The sequence below is a fragment of the Atribacterota bacterium genome (assembly GCA_028703475.1).
Classification (GTDB): Bacteria; Atribacterota; Phoenicimicrobiia; order Phoenicimicrobiales; family Stramentimicrobiaceae; genus JAQVMU01.
On record JAQVMU010000003.1, the window covers coordinates 1 to 18,565 of the forward strand.

Annotated in this window: 12 protein-coding genes; 11 read left to right on the forward strand and 1 reads right to left on the reverse strand. The window is 34.3% G+C overall.

Annotated features, from left to right (window positions below; genetic code table 11):
* Positions 1–678 precede the first annotated feature (678 nt).
* Positions 679–1,830: an NAD(P)/FAD-dependent oxidoreductase gene (locus tag PHQ99_00885; protein ID MDD4288138.1), complete on the forward strand. Its 1,152-nt coding sequence runs from the start codon at positions 679–681 to the stop codon at positions 1,828–1,830.
* Between the two features lie 27 nt (positions 1,831–1,857).
* Positions 1,858–2,928, forward strand: a complete 1,071-nt coding sequence (locus PHQ99_00890) for a glucose-1-phosphate thymidylyltransferase (protein MDD4288139.1) — start codon at positions 1,858–1,860, stop codon at positions 2,926–2,928.
* 41 nt (positions 2,929–2,969) lie between these two features.
* On the opposite strand, the gene PHQ99_00895 is transcribed toward PHQ99_00890, so the two are convergent.
* Positions 2,970–6,056, reverse strand: a complete 3,087-nt coding sequence (locus PHQ99_00895; protein ID MDD4288140.1) for a hypothetical protein — start codon at positions 6,054–6,056, stop codon at positions 2,970–2,972.
* A 163-nt stretch (positions 6,057–6,219) separates the two neighbouring features.
* On the opposite strand from PHQ99_00895, the gene PHQ99_00900 reads away from it, so the two are divergent.
* The 9 genes from PHQ99_00900 to PHQ99_00940 all read left to right on the forward strand — a co-directional run bounded on the left by PHQ99_00900 (position 6,220) and on the right by PHQ99_00940 (position 18,492).
* On the forward strand, positions 6,220–7,353 hold the full coding sequence (locus PHQ99_00900) for an amidohydrolase family protein (protein MDD4288141.1): 1,134 nt from the start codon (positions 6,220–6,222) through the stop codon (positions 7,351–7,353).
* A 313-nt stretch (positions 7,354–7,666) separates the two neighbouring features.
* Positions 7,667–8,611, forward strand: coding sequence for an MraY family glycosyltransferase (locus PHQ99_00905; GenBank protein MDD4288142.1), 945 nt, complete (start codon positions 7,667–7,669; stop codon positions 8,609–8,611).
* Positions 8,612–8,903: 292 nt separating this feature from the next.
* Positions 8,904–10,535 (forward strand): WecB/TagA/CpsF family glycosyltransferase, encoded by a 1,632-nt coding sequence (locus PHQ99_00910; GenBank protein ID MDD4288143.1) that lies wholly within the window; start codon positions 8,904–8,906, stop codon positions 10,533–10,535.
* Between the two features lie 213 nt (positions 10,536–10,748).
* Entirely contained in the window at positions 10,749–11,246 is a 498-nt protein-coding gene (mreD, locus tag PHQ99_00915) for a rod shape-determining protein MreD (GenBank protein ID MDD4288144.1), read from the forward strand.
* 3 nt (positions 11,247–11,249) lie between these two features.
* Positions 11,250–13,046, forward strand: coding sequence for a penicillin-binding protein 2 (mrdA, locus tag PHQ99_00920; protein ID MDD4288145.1), 1,797 nt, complete (start codon positions 11,250–11,252; stop codon positions 13,044–13,046).
* Between the two features lie 31 nt (positions 13,047–13,077).
* Positions 13,078–14,223 (forward strand): rod shape-determining protein RodA, encoded by a 1,146-nt coding sequence (gene rodA, locus PHQ99_00925; protein ID MDD4288146.1) that lies wholly within the window; start codon positions 13,078–13,080, stop codon positions 14,221–14,223.
* Between the two features lie 62 nt (positions 14,224–14,285).
* Entirely contained in the window at positions 14,286–16,145 is a 1,860-nt protein-coding gene (locus PHQ99_00930; protein ID MDD4288147.1) for a TIGR03960 family B12-binding radical SAM protein, read from the forward strand.
* A gap of 52 nt (positions 16,146–16,197) precedes the next feature.
* Positions 16,198–16,890, forward strand: coding sequence for a TIGR03936 family radical SAM-associated protein (locus PHQ99_00935; GenBank protein MDD4288148.1), 693 nt, complete (start codon positions 16,198–16,200; stop codon positions 16,888–16,890).
* Positions 16,891–16,989: 99 nt separating this feature from the next.
* Entirely contained in the window at positions 16,990–18,492 is a 1,503-nt protein-coding gene (locus PHQ99_00940; protein ID MDD4288149.1) for an Rne/Rng family ribonuclease, read from the forward strand.
* The last annotated feature ends 73 nt before the right edge of the window (positions 18,493–18,565 follow it).

Sequence of the window (18,565 nt, forward strand, 5' to 3'; positions counted from 1 at the left end):
AGATAGTGAATTACTATTAATTCAGTAATGAGTAAAATTGGTCTACCTGTCTGCCAGTCACCCGGTCTACCTGTCAAATACAAAAGAAAAAAATACGGAGAGTGGGTTGCAAGAAAAGAAATTAGTTTTCGGTGTACAGTTAATTCCGTATACCGTATACGGTATAACGTGAAAATGTGCAAGCAAGAGTTATAAAGTACAAGTTGCAAGATGAAAATTTCGTTTTCAGTTTACAGTTTGCGGTTTTTAGTCAAAATACAAGAATAAAAAAAGAAAGCTAAACTTGTACATAGTATAACGTATAACGTAAAGAAAATAAAAGCAAATTCACCACCCCCACCTTAATCCTCCCCCCTCAAGGGGGAGGAGACTGGGTTGGAAAATCCTTCCCTCAAGGGGGAGGAGACGAAGAGAGCTAAATCTTTTCCTCAAGGGGGAGGAGACGAAGAGAGCTAAATCCTACCCTCAGGGGGAGGAGACGAAGAGAGCTAAATCTTTCCTGAAGGGGGAGGTTTATATTTATTGGCTATATGTATAGGAAAAGATTTAAAAAATATGATTTAAAGAGTTGAGATTAGTGAATTATATGTTTATACTATAATTCAATTCATTATAATTACATTTTTAGTGTAGAATATATAGTAGTACTTATATTTTAAAATGAGGCAAAAAGAACATATGAAAATATTAATTGTTGGGGCTGGGCCGGTGGGCTGTTATGCTGCGCAGCTGTTAAAAGAAAGAGGATATAAGCCGATAGTATTAGAAGAGCATCCTAATGTAGGCAAGCCGGTGCAATGTGCCGGTATTGTTTCATCAAAACTTATTTCAACTATAACACCATATATATCTGAAGAAGCAATTCTCAGAAAAGTTGACGGATTCGTAATAAATACTCCCTGGACAGAGGAGTTTACTATTAATGTTCCACAAATTGCCTGTATTGTAAACAGGGAAAGATTTGACATAGATATTGGAAGAGGACTGGATATCCGTCTCGGGAGGCGGGTTACAAGAATAACCAGAGAAAATAAAGGTTATTGTGTTTACACAAATCAGAAGGAAGAGTTTGAAGCAGATGTATTGATTGGTGCAGATGGCCCTGATTCAATTGTACGCAAGTACCTGCTTAATATATATAATAGTAAAAGTAATAATAATGAATTTAGAATAATCTATTATTATGGTATGCAGTATCAGATAAAATTAAAGGAAACCTATTCAAAAATTACCAATGGTTTTATACAGGTCTATTTTGATAAGGATATTCCCTTTTTTCTCTGGGTGATACCTGAAAGTAGCAGGGTATTACGTGTAGGAGTTGTTGGTATAAAACCCGGGAATGCAAAAAAGTTATTAGATGATTATATTGATAATAAAAAGATAGAGGGAGAAATATCTGATGTAGTTGCCGGTAAGATAGCCATAGGGTATATACCTACCTATAGTGATAATATTGCCCTGGTGGGAGATGCAGCCTGTCAAATGAAACCATTAACAGGAGGAGGGCTTTCTTTTGGGATCAAATCTGCAAAAATTCTTGCTGATTGCATAGCGGAGCATAAGCTGGAAGAATATGACAGCATATGGAAAAGGAATGTAGGTAAAGAAATAAATTTTGGTTTAAAGGCAAGAGAAATATATGAACAACTGGATGAAGCACAGAAAAAGAAAGTTTTTTTGTTGTTTAAAAAAAATTCTGCTTTTATTGAGCAGGCAGCTGAATTTGACAACCATTCCAGGTTATTCAGCAAAGCCCTTAAAAACCCGCAGTTATTGTTGGATGCAGGTAAATTATTGGTATATTATCTGGAAAACATGCTAAAATGATATTAACAAGAAATAGGAGGGAAAAGTATGAAAGCAATAATATTATGTGCCGGAAAAGGAACAAGGTTAAGACCGCTTACCCATACCAGTGCTAAACATCTTATTCCTCTGGCGAATAAACCTGCCTTAGAGTACGGTATCGAAAAAATAATAGAGTGTGGAATAAATGAAATCGGTATTATTATTGGAGAAGAAACCGGGGATGATATCAGGAGAGAGATTGGTGATGGTGAAAATTGGGGAATTAATATCAGCTATATTTTACAGGAAGAGCCTTTAGGCTTAGCCCATGCGGTCAAGATAGCCCGTGATTTTCTGCAGGAAGAACCTTTTTTGATGTACCTGGGTGACAATTTACTAAAGGACGAAATATCTCAATATCGCAAAAAATTTGAAGAGGGCAAAAGGCAAGCTTTTGTACTTTTGACTCATGTGGAGAATCCTCAGTCTTTTGGTATTGTTGAATTGAAGGACAAAAAGATTGTGCGAATGGTGGAAAAACCGAAAAATCCTTCTTCAGATCTGGCGCTTATTGGAGTTTATTTCTTTGAAAAAACCATTCACGAGGCTATTGATAATATTAAGCCTTCTGCCAGGGGGGAACTGGAAATTACTGATGCTATCCAATGGCTTATTGATAATAATTATGATGTAGAGGCTGAAGTCATTGACGGCTGGTGGAAAGATACCGGCAAACCTGCTGATATTATTGAGGCAAACCGTCTCATATTGGAAGATATTCACCGGGATTTAGGAAATGCCAGCATTGATAGTAAATCAAAAGTATTAGGCAGGGTTAATTTAGGAAAAAATGTAGAAATTATTAATTCAACGATATTAGGCCCGGTGATGATTGGTGATAATGCACAGATAATAAATTCATATATTGGCCCTTTTACTTCATTGTCTAATGCTGTCAGGGTTGAAAATGGTGAAGTCGAATACAGTGTGATAATGGCAAATACTCATATTGAAAATGTAAATTGCCGTATGCAGAATTGCTTGATTGGAAAAGATGTACGTATTTATCGTTCACAAAAAATGCCTATTAATTATGAATTTATACTGGCAGATGACAGCCAGGTAAGGTTGATTTGATAAAACTATTATTTGTAGCAAAGAAAAATTGTACTCAATAATTAAAAAGAAATTCCTGTTTGAAAATAAAATCGAAATGCAGAATCGCCAGTAAGGGATTTTCCTGCTCCAATTGTCAGGGTAAGAGGTGTTCCCCGGGCTTGTTTAAATTTAAAATGCAACTCTGCACCGGCAGAAGCATGGATATTTTGATCAAATGGAATAAAATTTCCTTCCCATGAATTTCCGGCATCTAAAAATAGTGTGCCGGAGATTCTATCTAAAAAGACAGATGCCCAGTCAAATCCGATTTTTTTCTCGACTGACTTGATAGGGAAACGATATTCTGCACTAAAGGATAATAAGTTGTTCCCGCTAAATGCATTTGAGGGGAATCCCCGCAAGGGAAAGCTTCCTCTGTTAACTGAGCTGGGAGAAGTATTGTTAGCATTCCCGCCTAAATAGAAAAGCTCTTCTTTATTTAATTCTCCTGTTGCTGTACCGGCAACCAATCTTAATGCCAGTACCTGATTTTTACCTGAAAGGGGTAAATAATTTCTTCCATCAAATAATACTTTATGGAATGTATCATCACTCCCGATGAGATGATTTGCATGCTGATAACTTAAAGACAATGAATAGCCGGTTTCCGGGCTAATAGAGGACTGGTAAGTTTCTGTATCATTATAGTTATAGCTAAAGATGATAGAATTAATATTCTTGTAAACATTATTGTTATCATTATCGTCACCTGAATTTATACTGTATAAATCATTTTGAAATGCAAAAGAGATATTTTTATTGTAAAAGCGGCCATAATCCTGTTGTGAAGTATAGCCCTCCCGGTGAAAAGTTGTTTTTGCCTGAAATCTTGAAGTAGTTGATTCAGGGTCAAGGAAATTATTCAATCGATTATCTTCAAGCAAGGTTTCTCCCTGCCATGATAATGAATAAATGGGATTGTTATTGGCATAATCGATAAGACTGATATCATAGTAGACCGCTGGACTCATAAGACCTTTGGCTATGGTAAATGGCAAATTATAGAATTGCAGATAATCCTGGGCTATGCTTGAAAAACCCAGGTATAGGTCATTCCGGGTTAAGGTAAGATAGGGAGTCCAGTAGGTTGGCAGGATGCTGTCCCATGGGGAATAGGGTTTAGTTATATTTTGATACAGGGGACGGTTCTCTGTATCACGGTTTTCGCCCTGCAGTGTCTGATACAGAGAACCGTCCCCTGTATCAGTATGGTCAACCGGTTCCCAGAGCAGGTCTTCAGTTTTGGAAAGATGCAGTTCATAACCTGTGGGATGGTATTGTATGAAAGCCATATAATTATTGCAGGGAGATACTGCCGGCTCGAAAGCACCTGTTAGTACATTGGTCATTCTAAACAGTTCTTTATCTTCTATACTATAAGCATACAGGTTATATATTCCGGTCCTGTCTGAAGAAAAGTACAGGTGTTTTCCGTCTGCTGACCAGCTGGGGCTTATATCGGTATAATTATCAATGGCAATGGCATAGGAAGACTCTATCTGGTTATCTTTGTCTAATGCTAAAATATAAATATCCTGGTAACCGTTTTGCCATAAAGAAAGGGCAATATGGCTTCCGTCCGGTGACCAGACCGGATGCGATATCTGTGTGCCATCTTTAAAGTCGGTGAGGTAGATTAAATCAGAAAAAGATAATAAATCCCCCTCTTTATAATTATCAACAGGTATTGCAGTAGAACCAGTATTTAGATTTTTCATAAGGTCCTGGCTAACAGAGAAAAGAACAAGATTATTGGTTCCTGCATTATTGATAACCGCCACAACCTGGTTCCTGGATTTATCCGGATTCCAGCTTGGGTCTTTAATTCTCATTCCGTCTGATATTTTTAACTGCCTGCCTGTTTGCAGGCTGTATAGAAAAATATCGCTGTATTGATAATATTGTTCATATTGAGACAGTCTTGTATAAAGAAGAAATGAATTATCTGGAGACAGGCTATATGAAAACCCATGTCCGTTAACACGATTAATAATAATGTTTTCTTCTTTGCTATTTAGTGAATAACTGCGAATAGTTGGGTATAATTCTAAATTGTTTACTCTGTATAAAATAGAGGTAGAATTATTCCCAGTATTTGTTAGCCATATTGGATTATCAACCCAGTATTTGTGGTTTGTGATTTGGTCAGAAGCGGTAAGAGAACTATTTTGATATACTTCTTCAGCCTGTTTTTGATAATGGCTGAACTGTTCTTCCTGCCACTCCTGGTAAAGCTGTTCCTGGTCAATATTAAGGGTTTTTTTAATTGCCCAGTTCATACCCAGAAGAGGATATGCGCAAAAATATTCACTAATTTTAATTAAGTTTTCTTCACCAAACTTAGCAGCGATATAATGTACCAATGATTGACCGTAAACATAAGGTGCGGTACCTGCTGGCCAGGAAGTTAGGTAGGAACTTTGAAGCAGTTTAAGGTCAATAGGCTCACTTTTTAAAAAATCTGAACGGAGGTACATATCATACCTGGTATCCTGTAATCGGCCACCACTGCTGTTCTGGCTTTCATAATAAATTGCCATACCTTCGGTTGCCCACATGGGCTGCAAGGCATTTGGTGCAATAATTTGTCCTAAAAAAAAGCGAAGAAAGGAAGTTGTCTTAGCGGTCATTTCAAAATGTGCCAGATGAGTATATTCATGGGTTATTACTATCTTAAGCCAATTTTCAAATTTCGTATCAAAGCTTTTAAAATTGGGAGCAGTCAGGTTTATCCTTATTAACCGATGCGGTAAGACAGTAGCAAATCCATAGACAGAATCGCTAAAGTCTTCAAGTATAATTGCTATTTTCCGGTTTTTATGAAAAGGTTCACCAAAATTGGGAGTTATTTGCTCATAAGTCGCTTCGGCTATTTCCAGGACATTAGATGCTGTATTACTGTAGTCGAAATAATATTGGTTGAGTGGGCTTTCACCTGGGAAAATAACTAAAAAATGTGTACTTTCGGTAACCTGCCAATTCAGAGAAGGGTCATAAGTTTTTGATTGAACACAGGTGCTAAAAAGAAAAATTTGTATTAATATTAGTGTTATCAATATCAATGGATTGGATTTAATTAAAAAAATATTCTCTTTTAATTTAATCATTTCTTACTAATCAATTCTCCCTGAGTTATGTTATTATAATTATAACTATAACTTGTTTTGAAATTGCTTACAATAAAAACAAAGAAAAAAATATGATTGTCTTGGAAACTATAACAATATTAAGGTATAATAAAAAAATTCAGAATTGGTCCGGAGGTATACTTTGGCAATAAAAAAAGATAAAAATAAGAAAAATACAGCTGTGAAGAAAAAGAATAAATTATTTGATATTATGTTTTATAGTATAAGTGTTATAGTAATACTTGTTTTACTTTTTATTGGACTCAGACAAAGAGGCTGGTTGCCTTTATGGATTGATAAATTACCATCATCACAAGTTGCAGAGTTATCTGCAGAAACCAGGGAAAGAAGAGCCGGATTTGATATTATTAATGCCCATGAGCATGTCCAAAGTGAGGAGAATATCCCCATGTTAAAACAGGCAATGGAAGACTGCCAGGTTGAAAAAATGGTTATGCTGGGAACCTCTGACTTTACATTTTACCTTAATCCTGATTATGGGTTTACAGGCTATGACGAAAATAATGAAATTATCATAAAAATCAGTAATGAAAATCCTGATGAATTTGCAGCTCTGATAACCATGGATCCCAGGGATGATATGAAACTGGAAAAATTAAAAAGATATATTGATGCAGGGGCGGCAGGAGTAAAGTTATATAACGGACATGGCAGTTTTTATGATTTATTTTTTAAGATGCCATTAGATGAACCAGGAATGATGGAAGTATATGAATATTGTGAAAAAGAATCCATACCAATACTTCATCATATTAATAGCGGGAGATTTTTAGAAGAAATGGAACATGTTTGCCAGGAATATCCGGACCTGGTACAGATTGTTCCTCATTTTATGTTATCTTCCGGCAATTTAACAAGATTAACAAGATTGATGGATACTTATCCACAACTCTATACAGATATAAGCTTTGGCCACCCGGATTTTTTAGTAGCCGGATTTGGAAGGATATCCAATAACTATATTGCCTTTAGAGATTTTATAAAAAAATACCGGGAACGGATTACATATGGCACCGATTTGGTTGTTACGACCTATCAGGCAAAAACACGTGCTTACATAGATGATATACATCTCGCCTATATGGATTTGTTGGAAAAAGAAGAATTTTCATTACCAGGAAGTATTTACAAGATGATGTCTGCCGGTGAGAGGGAAAAGGTTGACCAGGAGAGAGTATTTAAGGGTTTGAATCTGGATGACGAAACGCTTCAGCTGATTTACCATGATAATGCACAAAAATTGTTTTTTCAATAGTATAATATGATACAGTTTTCGGTTTTCAGTAAAATACAAACAATAAAAAGATAAAGGATAATCAATAAATGCAGTCGGTTAGTCCTCCGGTCTGCCGGTCTACCAGTCATTACAAAAGATAAGAAAGAGCAAGATTAGGGGAATAAAAAGGCAGTATTCTTATTGCCGATATGGTATGTGTATTGTATATTAACCATATTTACTGATATTAAATAGCATAAAGCAGGCTTTGAAAAAGATGTGAATCGGTAATTTTTTTTGTATATAATCATATGAGTTTACTGGAATATTTTAGAAAGGGAACATATAAAGAGTGGATTATATATTAGTTGCAGGAATTGCATTTTTTGTGTCATATATTATAACACCCTATATTGCCCGGGTCGGGAAAAAACAAAACCTGGTTGATAACCCTGGCTATCGAAAGATCCATAGTGATTCAGTGCCGAACTTAGGTGGGATTGTTATCTTTTTTGGTTTCATTATAAGTGTATTGCTTGTTATTCCGATAGAGTTTAACACAAGAGGACTGTTAGCCGGTGGTGCTATTATTCTTTTGTTGGGAATAATTGATGATATTGTTGACTTAAGACCCCGTTATAAATTTATAATTCAGATGATACCTGCCTTATTAGTTATTATCTTTAATTATCAACTTTTCAATAATTTTATAATCCTGAAATTATCTGTTTTTGGCATTGCTGGTTATTTATTTTATCCCTTGATATTATTCTGGATTACAGGGGTTACTAACTCGATTAACCTGATTGACGGATTGGACGGATTAGCTTGCGGGGTGTCGGTTATATCCCTGGGAACCCTTTTTTTACTGGGTTTAAATATTAATGGTAATTTTGCGATATATAATCTTCTAACTGTTGCTTTATCAGGGAGCATGCTGGCTTTTTTATATTATAATTTTTTTCCGGCGAAGATGTTTTTAGGAGATTCAGGCAGCACTTTTGCCGGTTATATGATTGCATCAATAGGCTTATTATGGGTGGTCCTGTCAGGGGAAGCTTTGTTATTATTGGTGCCCCTGGTTATTTTGGTTCTTCCGATAGGGGACACACTATTTGCAATATTTAGAAGGTATAGAAATAAAAAACCTATTTTTCAGGCAGATCAGGGGCATTTACATCATCGATTGTTAAAAAAAGGAATTACTCATCGTAATGTAGTGCTGATATTATTAGGAGTTAATCTAATATGCTGCTTAATAGCTTTAGGTATTGCTTATTTTGTGATAAAATCCTGAGTAGTGAAAAATAATTATAATCAGACAACCATCTATAACATTTAATAAATATATAATTAATGAATGTTTACTCAACATTAAAAATATGTTAAAATTAACAAGTTAATAAGTAGCTGTATAATTGGAATTAGCTGCTTAAATTAATAATATAATAGTTAAAAATATGGAAAAGATAAACTACATTTAAATCAATTGTTTTCTTTACTGAAGGGAAATAGTTGATTTTTTATGATTTTTGTTTATAATCAGCATGATAAACATAATTTACAGATAGTAACTTCTGGAGGGATAATTGGCTGAATGGTTTGATGTTATAGTCAGAATATCAGGAATATGCCTTGCTGGAATATTAATGATATTCCTGGGCAAGTACGACCAAAAGAAAAAACTTTCTCCATGGCTAAAAGTTATCTTGCAGGGAATTATTTCCGTTATAGTTATCCTGGTGGGGGTAAGGATAGAATTTTTAAGGGATTCTTCCGGTAGTTACTTGTATCTTGCAAACTTATCCATTCCCTTAACTATAGCGTGGTTGCTGATTATTACAAATTCTGTAGGACAAACCAACGAATTAAGCAGCCTGACACCAATTATAGTTTTTATAGCTTCTGTAACCTTTTTGATTGTATCGGTCTTTCAGAGACAGGGTCTGATATTGGCAGAGATATTATCCGTACTGCTGGCAATATTTTCTTTGTTTGTTATTTATCTTAAGAAAAAACAACTTAATAATAGTATTGGTTTTTCAAAATATTATATGTTTTTTGGCTTTATGTTAGCCATTATTGCGATTGTGGGTGTGCTCAAAAGCACAGCTGCACTTACATTATTGACACCATTTTTAATTTTAGGGTTGCCGATAATTGACGCCTCTTATTCATTTTTTTCCGGGTATTTTAATGATAGTTATTTAGAGGCTATGAATGAAAGTAAAATAATACAGCAGCTTATAAGCCAGGGTTTCTCCCTGAGAGGATCTAAAGCCATAATAGTTTTTACAAGTGTTTATTTAAGTATAATCGCAATAGTTATATCAGTTTGGGAAAATGTTTATTTATTTACCGGAATGACTGCCCTCTGGTTTGTAGGATTTCATTGGCTAAAAACTCAAGTTGCAAATGGAAATAATATAATTACAGTTGATAATAAAAGGCAAAAAATAGAATTGTTTGATGTACCGATTGACCGCATAAATTGTAACCAGGCTATGGAAAGAATTGATAAATTTATTTCAGAAAAAAACCCTTCTTATGTAGTGACACCTGATACCCTGGCTGTTTTACGGGCACGGAAAGATAAAAAATATCTCAGCATTACAAAAAAAGCAAGCCTGGTAACTCCTGACGGGTCAGGATTATTATGGGCCACTGCAACGCTGGAAAATCCCCTGATAGAAAGGATTACCGGCATAGATTTAATAAATAGGATTTGTCAATCTTCTGTGGAGAAAGGATATCGGCTTTTTCTGTTAGGTGCAAAAGAGGATATAATAAATAAGGCTGTGGTTAATTTAGAGAAAAAATATCCCGGGATTAATATTGTCGGATTTCATCATGGATATTTTAAGCAAGAAGGATATACGGGCAACCAATATGAGAAAAATGAAAAAGATATAATAAGAGAGATAAAAGAGAAAAAACCTGACTTTTTGTTAGTGGGATTAGGAGTACCGAAACAGGAAATATGGATATCAAAATATAAAGATTTACTGAACGTTCCAGTGTGTATTGGCATCGGAGGAAGTTTTGATGTTTTATCTGGCAAAATACCCAGAGCTCCCTTATGGATGCAAAATCACGGTATGGAATGGATTTACAGATTAATAAAAGAACCGAAACGAATTAAAAGAGTGATTGCTTTACCCTATTTTATGTGGTTAATTATCTTAGGAAAAATTGAATTATATTTTAGAGTAAACGAGTAGATATATAGTTTCCATATTTTCTTATTCATTTAAAGACCTAATCTGCATTATTATTATAGAATAATAAATCATACCCGAAATTAGTTCAGTGACAATAATCCACCACTATATAGTCTGAAAAAAATAGAGCTTTACATAATTATCGGATTTTAATATTTAATTTGTGAGTAAATAATGTAATATAAAATATTTTAATATAAGGAATTGTAGATAATGATGTTATTGGTTAAGGCAGGCATAATACTTATAACTATGGCAATAGAACTGCTCTTTGCCAGTATTGTAGAAATAGATGTTATAAAACCGGATTTTATACTGATTGTAGTTATTTGCATATCGTTTATATCGGGAGCGGAAGAAGGCACTATCTTTGGTTTTGCAGGCGGTTTGCTGAAAGATATATTTTCAGTTCACTTGCTTGGTATTAATGCCCTGACTAAGACATTAATCGGATATGTTGCAGGTACTATAAGGGAAAAAATATTTTCACATCATATTATCTGGATAGCTGCAATATCTGCTTTTGTTTTTACAGTAATTAATAATGTAATGACATATTTTTTACTGAAATCCCTTTATTCCAACTATAATTTTGATGCCAATTTCAAAAATATTACAATAACTCAAGCTTTAATCAATGCCATTGTTTTGCCGTTATTTTTTATCGGGATAAATAAAATATTTTATTATTTTAGGCGAAAGAATAAGTAAACTATGTTTAAACAGGAAAATAATAAGGTAACAAAAGATCTTACTGTAAAAAGACTGGGAAGTCTTTTTACCTTTATAATATTTTGTTTTTCAATATTTTTTATAAACTTATGGTACTTACAAATTATAAAGGGGCAGGAATACCAGCAGAGGGCAATGAGTAATTGTATCCGTTCTCTGGTTGAAGAGGCACCCAGGGGCGAAATATATGACAAAGAAGGAGTACTATTGATAACAAATCGACCATCGGTTAATCTCTCTGTAATTCCGGCAGAAGTAGATGATTATCAACTATTATCAAGTGAGATAAGTACAATTATTCCTGTTGAAGAATCACTGATTGCTGAAAAATTTCAAAGGACAAAATATAATCCATTTCAATCCCAAACAATTAAAAGAGATCTCGACAAAGAGCAAATTGTTGCTATTGAAGAGCAAAAATATAAATTCAAAGGAACCATTCTGACAGTACAGCCTGAAAGAAAATATCTTTATGATAGTTTGGCATCTCATATATTGGGGTATGTTAACGAAATAAGTGTAGATGAGTTAAAGTCTACCGGGTATAGCCATCTTTCTGGAGGAGATATAGTTGGGAAAAGCGGAATCGAGAGATACTATGATTCTTACCTGAGAGGGGAAAAAGGTAACAAGGAAGTCGAAATAGATGCATTGGGAAGAGAAGTATTAACACTGGAAGAAATTGAGCCAATTGCCGGTAATGATATTTTTTTAACAATTGACAGTCATCTACAGGCATTTATTGAAAATATGATTATCGGAGAGAAGAGTGCAATTATAGTAAGTGAAGTACAAACCGGAAAAATATTAGCTATGGTCAGTCAGCCAGGTTATAATCCAAATATCTTTACTCAACAAATTTCTGTTGAACAATGGCAGGAAATATCCCAAAGTACCGAAAATATCTTATGTAATCGTAATATTCAAAGTATTTATCCTCCCGGGTCAATATTTAAATTAGTGACCGCAATTGCTGTTTTGGAAGAGGGGCTTGTTAATTTGAATGAAAAAATATATTGCCCAGGTTACTTTGAACTGGGAGACTCAAGATTTAAATGCTGGAGAGAAACAGGTCATGGAAACCAGACATTCCTGGAAGCGATCAGTAATTCCTGCAATGTCTTTTTTTATAATATGGGACAAAGACTTGGTATAGATAAATTAAGCCAATATGCGGCAATGCTGGGATTGGGAGAAAAAACAGGAATCGATTTACCCGGGGAATTAGAGGGCTTGCTGCCTTCTCAAGACTGGAAGAAAAGAACGCTAAACCAAATATGGTTTCCAGGGGATACGGTAAATCTTTCTATTGGCCAGGGTTATTTAGTGACCACTCCATTTCAAATACATACTATGCTTAGTATTATTGTGAATGACGGTATTAAATACAGACCTTATCATGTAGAAAAAATAATATCTCAATCAGGAGAATTAGTAGAACAATTTATGCCGGAAATAATGGGAAAAACTGATATATCTGCTGAAACTTTTCAAACAGTTAAAAAAGGTATGAAAATGGTTATTGAGAGTGGGACAGGTAAAAATGCTCAAGTTGAAAACATGGAAGTTGCAGGTAAAACAGGTACTGCCCAGAATTCTCATGGTGAAAATCATGCCTGGTTTGTTGGATATGCTCCTTATCAGGACCCGGAAATATGCATAACAGTATTTGTGGAGCACGGAGGAGATGGCAGCCAGGCCGCTGCTCCTCTTGCACGTGAGATTATTCAGGAATATTTTATAAACAAAAATGTTAAAACCCAGGATCAGGTAAATTAATTGTTAATAGTAAAGAGGTTTCAAGATAATAATGAATAAAACAGCTTCTTTCTCAGGATTTGGATGGGCTTCCTTAATGAGAGGCTTTCGCATAATTAAACATATTGATTATACTCTTCTCTTTATTGTCTTGCTTTTGTGTTCAATTGGTTTACTGGTTATATACAGCACAACTAATATTCAAATAACCGATATCGGTTCCCCGGTCTTTTTTCATAAACAGTTGTTGTACATTGCTGCAGGCCTGGTGATGTCAATTTTAATAGCAACCATTGATTACCACGAAGTGGAAAAAATATCTGCACCCTTATATATATTATCAATATTATTATTGATATATGTAATATTTTTTGGAAGGGTATCAGGTGGAGCTCAGCGCTGGATTGTAATTGCCGGTTTTGACTTTCAGCCAACAGAATTTGCAAAAATTACATTAATAATATTTTTAGCAGATTTTTTCAGCAGGCAGAAAGATAAATTGTCTTATCCCGTATATTTTATAGCACCTTTTATATTTACAGGTATCCCGATGCTTCTTATTTTTAAACAGCCTGATCTGGGTAGCTCAATGATATTTTTAGGTATATTATTATTTATGATATTTATAGCAGGAATCAGATGGAAGCATATTATTATAATGGCTTTGTTGTTTTTATCTTCATTTCCTATTATGTGGTCATTTTTAAAAGATTATCAAAAGAATAGAATAATTTTATTTATAAATCCCAACCTGGACCCATTGGGAGCCGGGTATAATGTGATACAATCAAAGGTGGCAATAGGGTCCGGTGGATTATTTGGACAGGGAATTTTTAGCGGGATTCAAAGCCAGTTAAAATTTTTACCTGCTCAACATACTGATTTTGTATTTTCTGTAGTTGGTGAAGAGATGGGGTTTGTTGGAGCGGTAATATTACTGGTATTATTTATATTTTTGATATGGAAGGGTATAAAGATTGCACAGGAGGCGGTTGATTTTTTGGGAACATTTTTAGCAGCTGGTGTGGTTGCATTCTTTTTTTTACACGTTTTAATAAATGTAGGTATGGCGATGGGTTTGATGCCTGCAACCGGGTTGCCGTTACCATTTATCAGCCATGGCGGAACCTTCATGATAAGTAATTTTATCGGGATAGGTATCTTGCTGAATGTTCATATAAGAAGTATTTATTCCTGATTAGAAATGTATTAAATTTATCTTAATTATTATAAAAGATAAGATATAGAAAGGATTATACGCTGAATAGGAAAAAAGAGAATATAGAGAATATACTTAAGAAAGAAATACTTGGAAATGTAGAAAAACCTGGTAGGTACATTGGTAAAGAGTATAATCAGATTGTTAAAAAAGATAATATTGGTACTGTAAAAGTAGCCCTGGCTTTTCCTGATTTATATGAGATAGGAATGAGCTATCTGGGTTTTAAAATTCTTTATGATATTATTAACAAACGTGAAGATGCCCTGGCAGAGAGGGTTTTTGCACCTGCTGAGGATATGGAAAAACAGATGTTAGAAAATAATATTCCATTATTTTCACAGGAATCTTACAGACCATTAAATGAATTTGACATTGTTGGATTCAGCTTACAGCATGAATTATGCTATACAAATGTATTACATATGTTGAATATTGGCAATATACAATTAAAAGCAGGTAAAAGAAGTGAAGATGAACCTCTTGTAATTGCCGGAGGCCCAGCCACTTTTAACCCTGAACCATTAACAGATTTTATTGATTTATTTGTTATAGGTGATGGGGAAGATATTATTAATGAGATTATTGCTGTATATAGTTCATGGTCAAAAAAAGGAAAGAAAAGCGGGAAAAAAGGACTTTTACAGGAATTGGGTAGCATACAGGGTATATATATTCCTTCCTTTTATACAGTTGATTATTATCCTGATGGAACTATTAAATCTTTTTCCTGCAGGAATAAGTATGCAAAAGAAAAAATAACCAAAAGAATAGTAGCCGACTTGAACTCTGCACCATTTCCAACATCTCCTATTGTGCCAAATATTGATATTGTTCATAACAGAATTACCCTTGAAGTGTTCCGTGGATGTACCAGGGGTTGCCGATTCTGCCAGGCTGGAATGATATACAGGCCGGTAAGGGAGCGTTCTGAAGAAAATCTTCTGAAGCTGGCTGAAGAGTCACTGAAAAATACAGGGTATGAAGAAATTTCTTTATCATCATTAAGTTCAAGTGATTATAGCAGGGTTTCCAGTTTAATTAAAGAGTTAGTTGACAGGTATGAAGAAAAAGGGGTAGGAGTTTCTCTTCCATCATTGAGAATAGACAGTTTTTCAGTACAGCTGGCAAGAGAGACTCAGCGTGTTAGAAAAACCGGACTTACCTTTGCTCCGGAGGTTGGAACTGACAGATTGAGTAATACGGTTAATAAAAATGTAACTGAAAATGATTTATACAATACTGTTCAATATGCTTTTAATGAAGGGTGGAGAAGGGTTAAGTTATATTTTATGATTGGATTACCTACTGAAACCCGGGATGATATTGACGGAATTATTCAAATGATTAAAAGAGTGGAAAAAATCGGCAGGAAAACCGTAGGTGCTCGATTTTCTCTAAATGTAAGCATAAATGCTTTTGTGCCAAAGGCTCATACGCCTTTTCAGTGGGTGGGACAGGAAAAAGAAGAAATACTGATAGAAAAATTTAATTATATTGGAAAAAAGATTCGTAGTAAAAATATTTCTTATAGTTTCCCTGATACTAAAGAAAGCCTGCTGGAGGCAGTTTTTGCCAGGGGTGACAGGCGGTTAAACAGGGTAATAGAAGAAGCTTATCAGGCAGGATGTAAATTTGATTCATGGCGGGAATTTTTTAACTTTGACAAATGGAAAGAGACATTTCAGAAAAATCACCTTGATATTTCTTTTTATGCTAACCGGGAAAGAAAAGAAGAAGAAATAATGCCCTGGGATATAATTGATTGCGGGGTATCCAAAGAGTACTTCTGGCTTGAATGGAAAAAGGCTATTGAAGGCAAAACAACCCGGGATTGTCGGACTGCTGATTGTCAAGGGTGCGGATTACAGAAGATTTGTAAAGAAATTTCGAAGAAATAAAGTAAAATAATGTTGTTAAATACGTTATAATATAAATAAAGAGAGCAAGTAAATGTCCTATTCGTATCGTTTAAAATATAAAAAGGACGGTCCGCTGAAGTTTATATCACATCTGGATTTAAATACACTATTCAGCAGGACTGTAAGAAGAAGCCAATTGCCTGTGGAGTTAACACAGGGTTTTAATCCCAGGTATAAAATATCTTTTGGCCCGGCTTTGCCATTAGGATTTGTCGGGTTGCAGGAAGTCCTTGATATAAATCTGTTAAATGAATTAGATAAAATTCAAATAAAGGAAAGCATTAATAAATTTGCCCCACAGGGTTTAGAGATTTTAGACATAGAAGCGGTTACAGAAAATAAAAACACATTGAGTCATATTTTAAGGTATGCTGTTTATCTTATCAAAATAGAATATAATTCAAACAATTACGACAATAAAGAAAGTGAATTAACAGAATTGGTCAACTCTAATATTCAATGTTTCGTAAGCCAGGAGAGTATTATTACTGAAAAAAGGACCAAAAAAGGACTAAGGGATGTAGACTTAAAACCTTATATTGAAGGTATGGAAACAATACCTGTTGATGAGAAAAATTGCTTATTAATTAAATTGATTATTGATATTCAATATAAAGGGAGTATTAATCCGTTAATAATCATAAATAAATTTTTCGGAATGTTCAATGAGAAAGAATTGTTTTCTATAAGAGAAGCAACCAGAGAACAGATTATGACTAAATAAGATATGATAAATTAATATAAATGATTTATAGGGATTATTTGTATTTAATATTTATTTTAAGTTTATAAAATTTTAAAATAGGAAGGTGATACATGAAATATGGAGATTAAAGGAAAACAAGTTATTATTGATAGTGGATTAAGTGAAGAGCGTGTCGCTATTTTAGAAAATAATAAATTAGTTGAGATACATATAGAAAGACTGGAAGATAGGAAAATTATTGGAAATATCTACAAAGGAAAAGTAAAAAATGTCTTGCCGGGAATTGAAGCTGCTTTTATTGATATCGGTATTGATAGAAATGCATTTTTACACCTGAATGACTTAGAGCAATCTGGTACTACTAATAACGATAAAAAAATTGATGTTAATGAACTAATTAAAGTAGGACAGGAGATAGACGTTCAGGTGGTAAAGGAAGCCATTGTACCGAAGGGTGCAAGAGTAACAACCGATATCAGTCTGCCGGGACGCTATCTGGTATTAATGCCGAACAATAAAGGAATTGCTGTTTCCAGAAGGATAGAGCAGGATGAAGAAAAAGATAGATTAAAAAAAATAGTACAGAAAATCAAACATAAGGATTTTGGTTTTATTGTAAGAACAGCGGGTATTGGTAAGAATGAAGAAGATTTTGCTCCTGATATGGACTTACTGGTACGACTCTGGACCAAAATACAAAAAAGAAGTAAGAAAGCAAAAGCTCCAATGCTTTTGCATGAGGATTTAAATCTGACATACAGGGTTATACGGGATCTGTTTACTGAAGATATTGATGAATTTGTGGTTAACACAAAAAAAGATTACCAAAAAATAGTCAGCTTTCTTGATACTCTGTCACTTCTTGATTTGAAACCGCGTGTTTCCTATTATAATGGTGATAAGCCAATCTTTGAAGAATATAATATAGAAAAAGAAATAAACCGGGCTTTAGAGAAAAAAGTATGGATAAAATGCGGGGGATATCTGGTCTTTGATGAAGTGGAAGCCCTGACTGTTATTGATGTAAATACCGGAAAGTATGTTGGCGGAAAAAAGATGAAAAACACTATATTGAAAACCAACATGCAAGCTGCTGAAGAGATAGCCAGGCAATTACGTCTTAGAGATATCGGGGGAATAATTATCATTGATTTTATTGATATGGATAACAAGGAAGATCAGGAAAAGGTCATGAAAAAGCTGGAGGATGCGCTTAAAAAAGATAAAACAAAGACTAATATAGTTCAAACATCTGAATTAGGGCTTGTGGAAATGACTCGCAAACGATCGAAGAGAGATTTGGATTCTTTATTAAGAACTTCCTGCCCGTATTGTTCCGGTAACGGAAGGGTGTTTTCTATTGAAACAGTAAGTAATCAGGTTATGCATAAACTGGAAGATCTAAGCATTCACTCCAAGGCAGAGGCAATTCTATTAGGGGTGCATCCAAAAGTTGAAGAAGAACTTGCTGGTAGCAAAATGATGTTAATAAAACAACTGGAAAAAGATTACCGGAAGTCAATTTATATTAAGCCATTAAGTGACTTGCATATTGAAAAAATCAAAGTAATTGCTGTTGGCAGGAAAAAAGAAGTTAAAAAAATTGTAAAGATTTTATAAGAGTAAATAGTGTTAAAATAATAACTGGTTATGGAAAAATAGATGATTAGCGCTATTAATATTTAGACACATA

Excerpts from the sequence above, each read along its gene's own strand:
- PHQ99_00885 (MDD4288138.1), top strand. The coding sequence starts at position 679 with ATGAAAATATTAATTGTTGGGGCTGGGCCGGTGGGCTGTTATGCTGCG.
- PHQ99_00890 (MDD4288139.1), top strand. The coding sequence starts at position 1,858 with ATGAAAGCAATAATATTATGTGCCGGAAAAGGAACAAGGTTAAGACCG.
- PHQ99_00895 (MDD4288140.1), bottom strand. The coding sequence starts at position 6,056 with ATGATTAAATTAAAAGAGAATATTTTTTTAATTAAATCCAATCCATTG.
- mreD (MDD4288144.1), top strand. The coding sequence starts at position 10,749 with ATGATGTTATTGGTTAAGGCAGGCATAATACTTATAACTATGGCAATA.
- mrdA (MDD4288145.1), top strand. The coding sequence starts at position 11,250 with ATGTTTAAACAGGAAAATAATAAGGTAACAAAAGATCTTACTGTAAAA.
- rodA (MDD4288146.1), top strand. The coding sequence starts at position 13,078 with ATGAATAAAACAGCTTCTTTCTCAGGATTTGGATGGGCTTCCTTAATG.
- PHQ99_00935 (MDD4288148.1), top strand. The coding sequence starts at position 16,198 with ATGTCCTATTCGTATCGTTTAAAATATAAAAAGGACGGTCCGCTGAAG.
- PHQ99_00940 (MDD4288149.1), top strand. The coding sequence starts at position 16,990 with ATGGAGATTAAAGGAAAACAAGTTATTATTGATAGTGGATTAAGTGAA.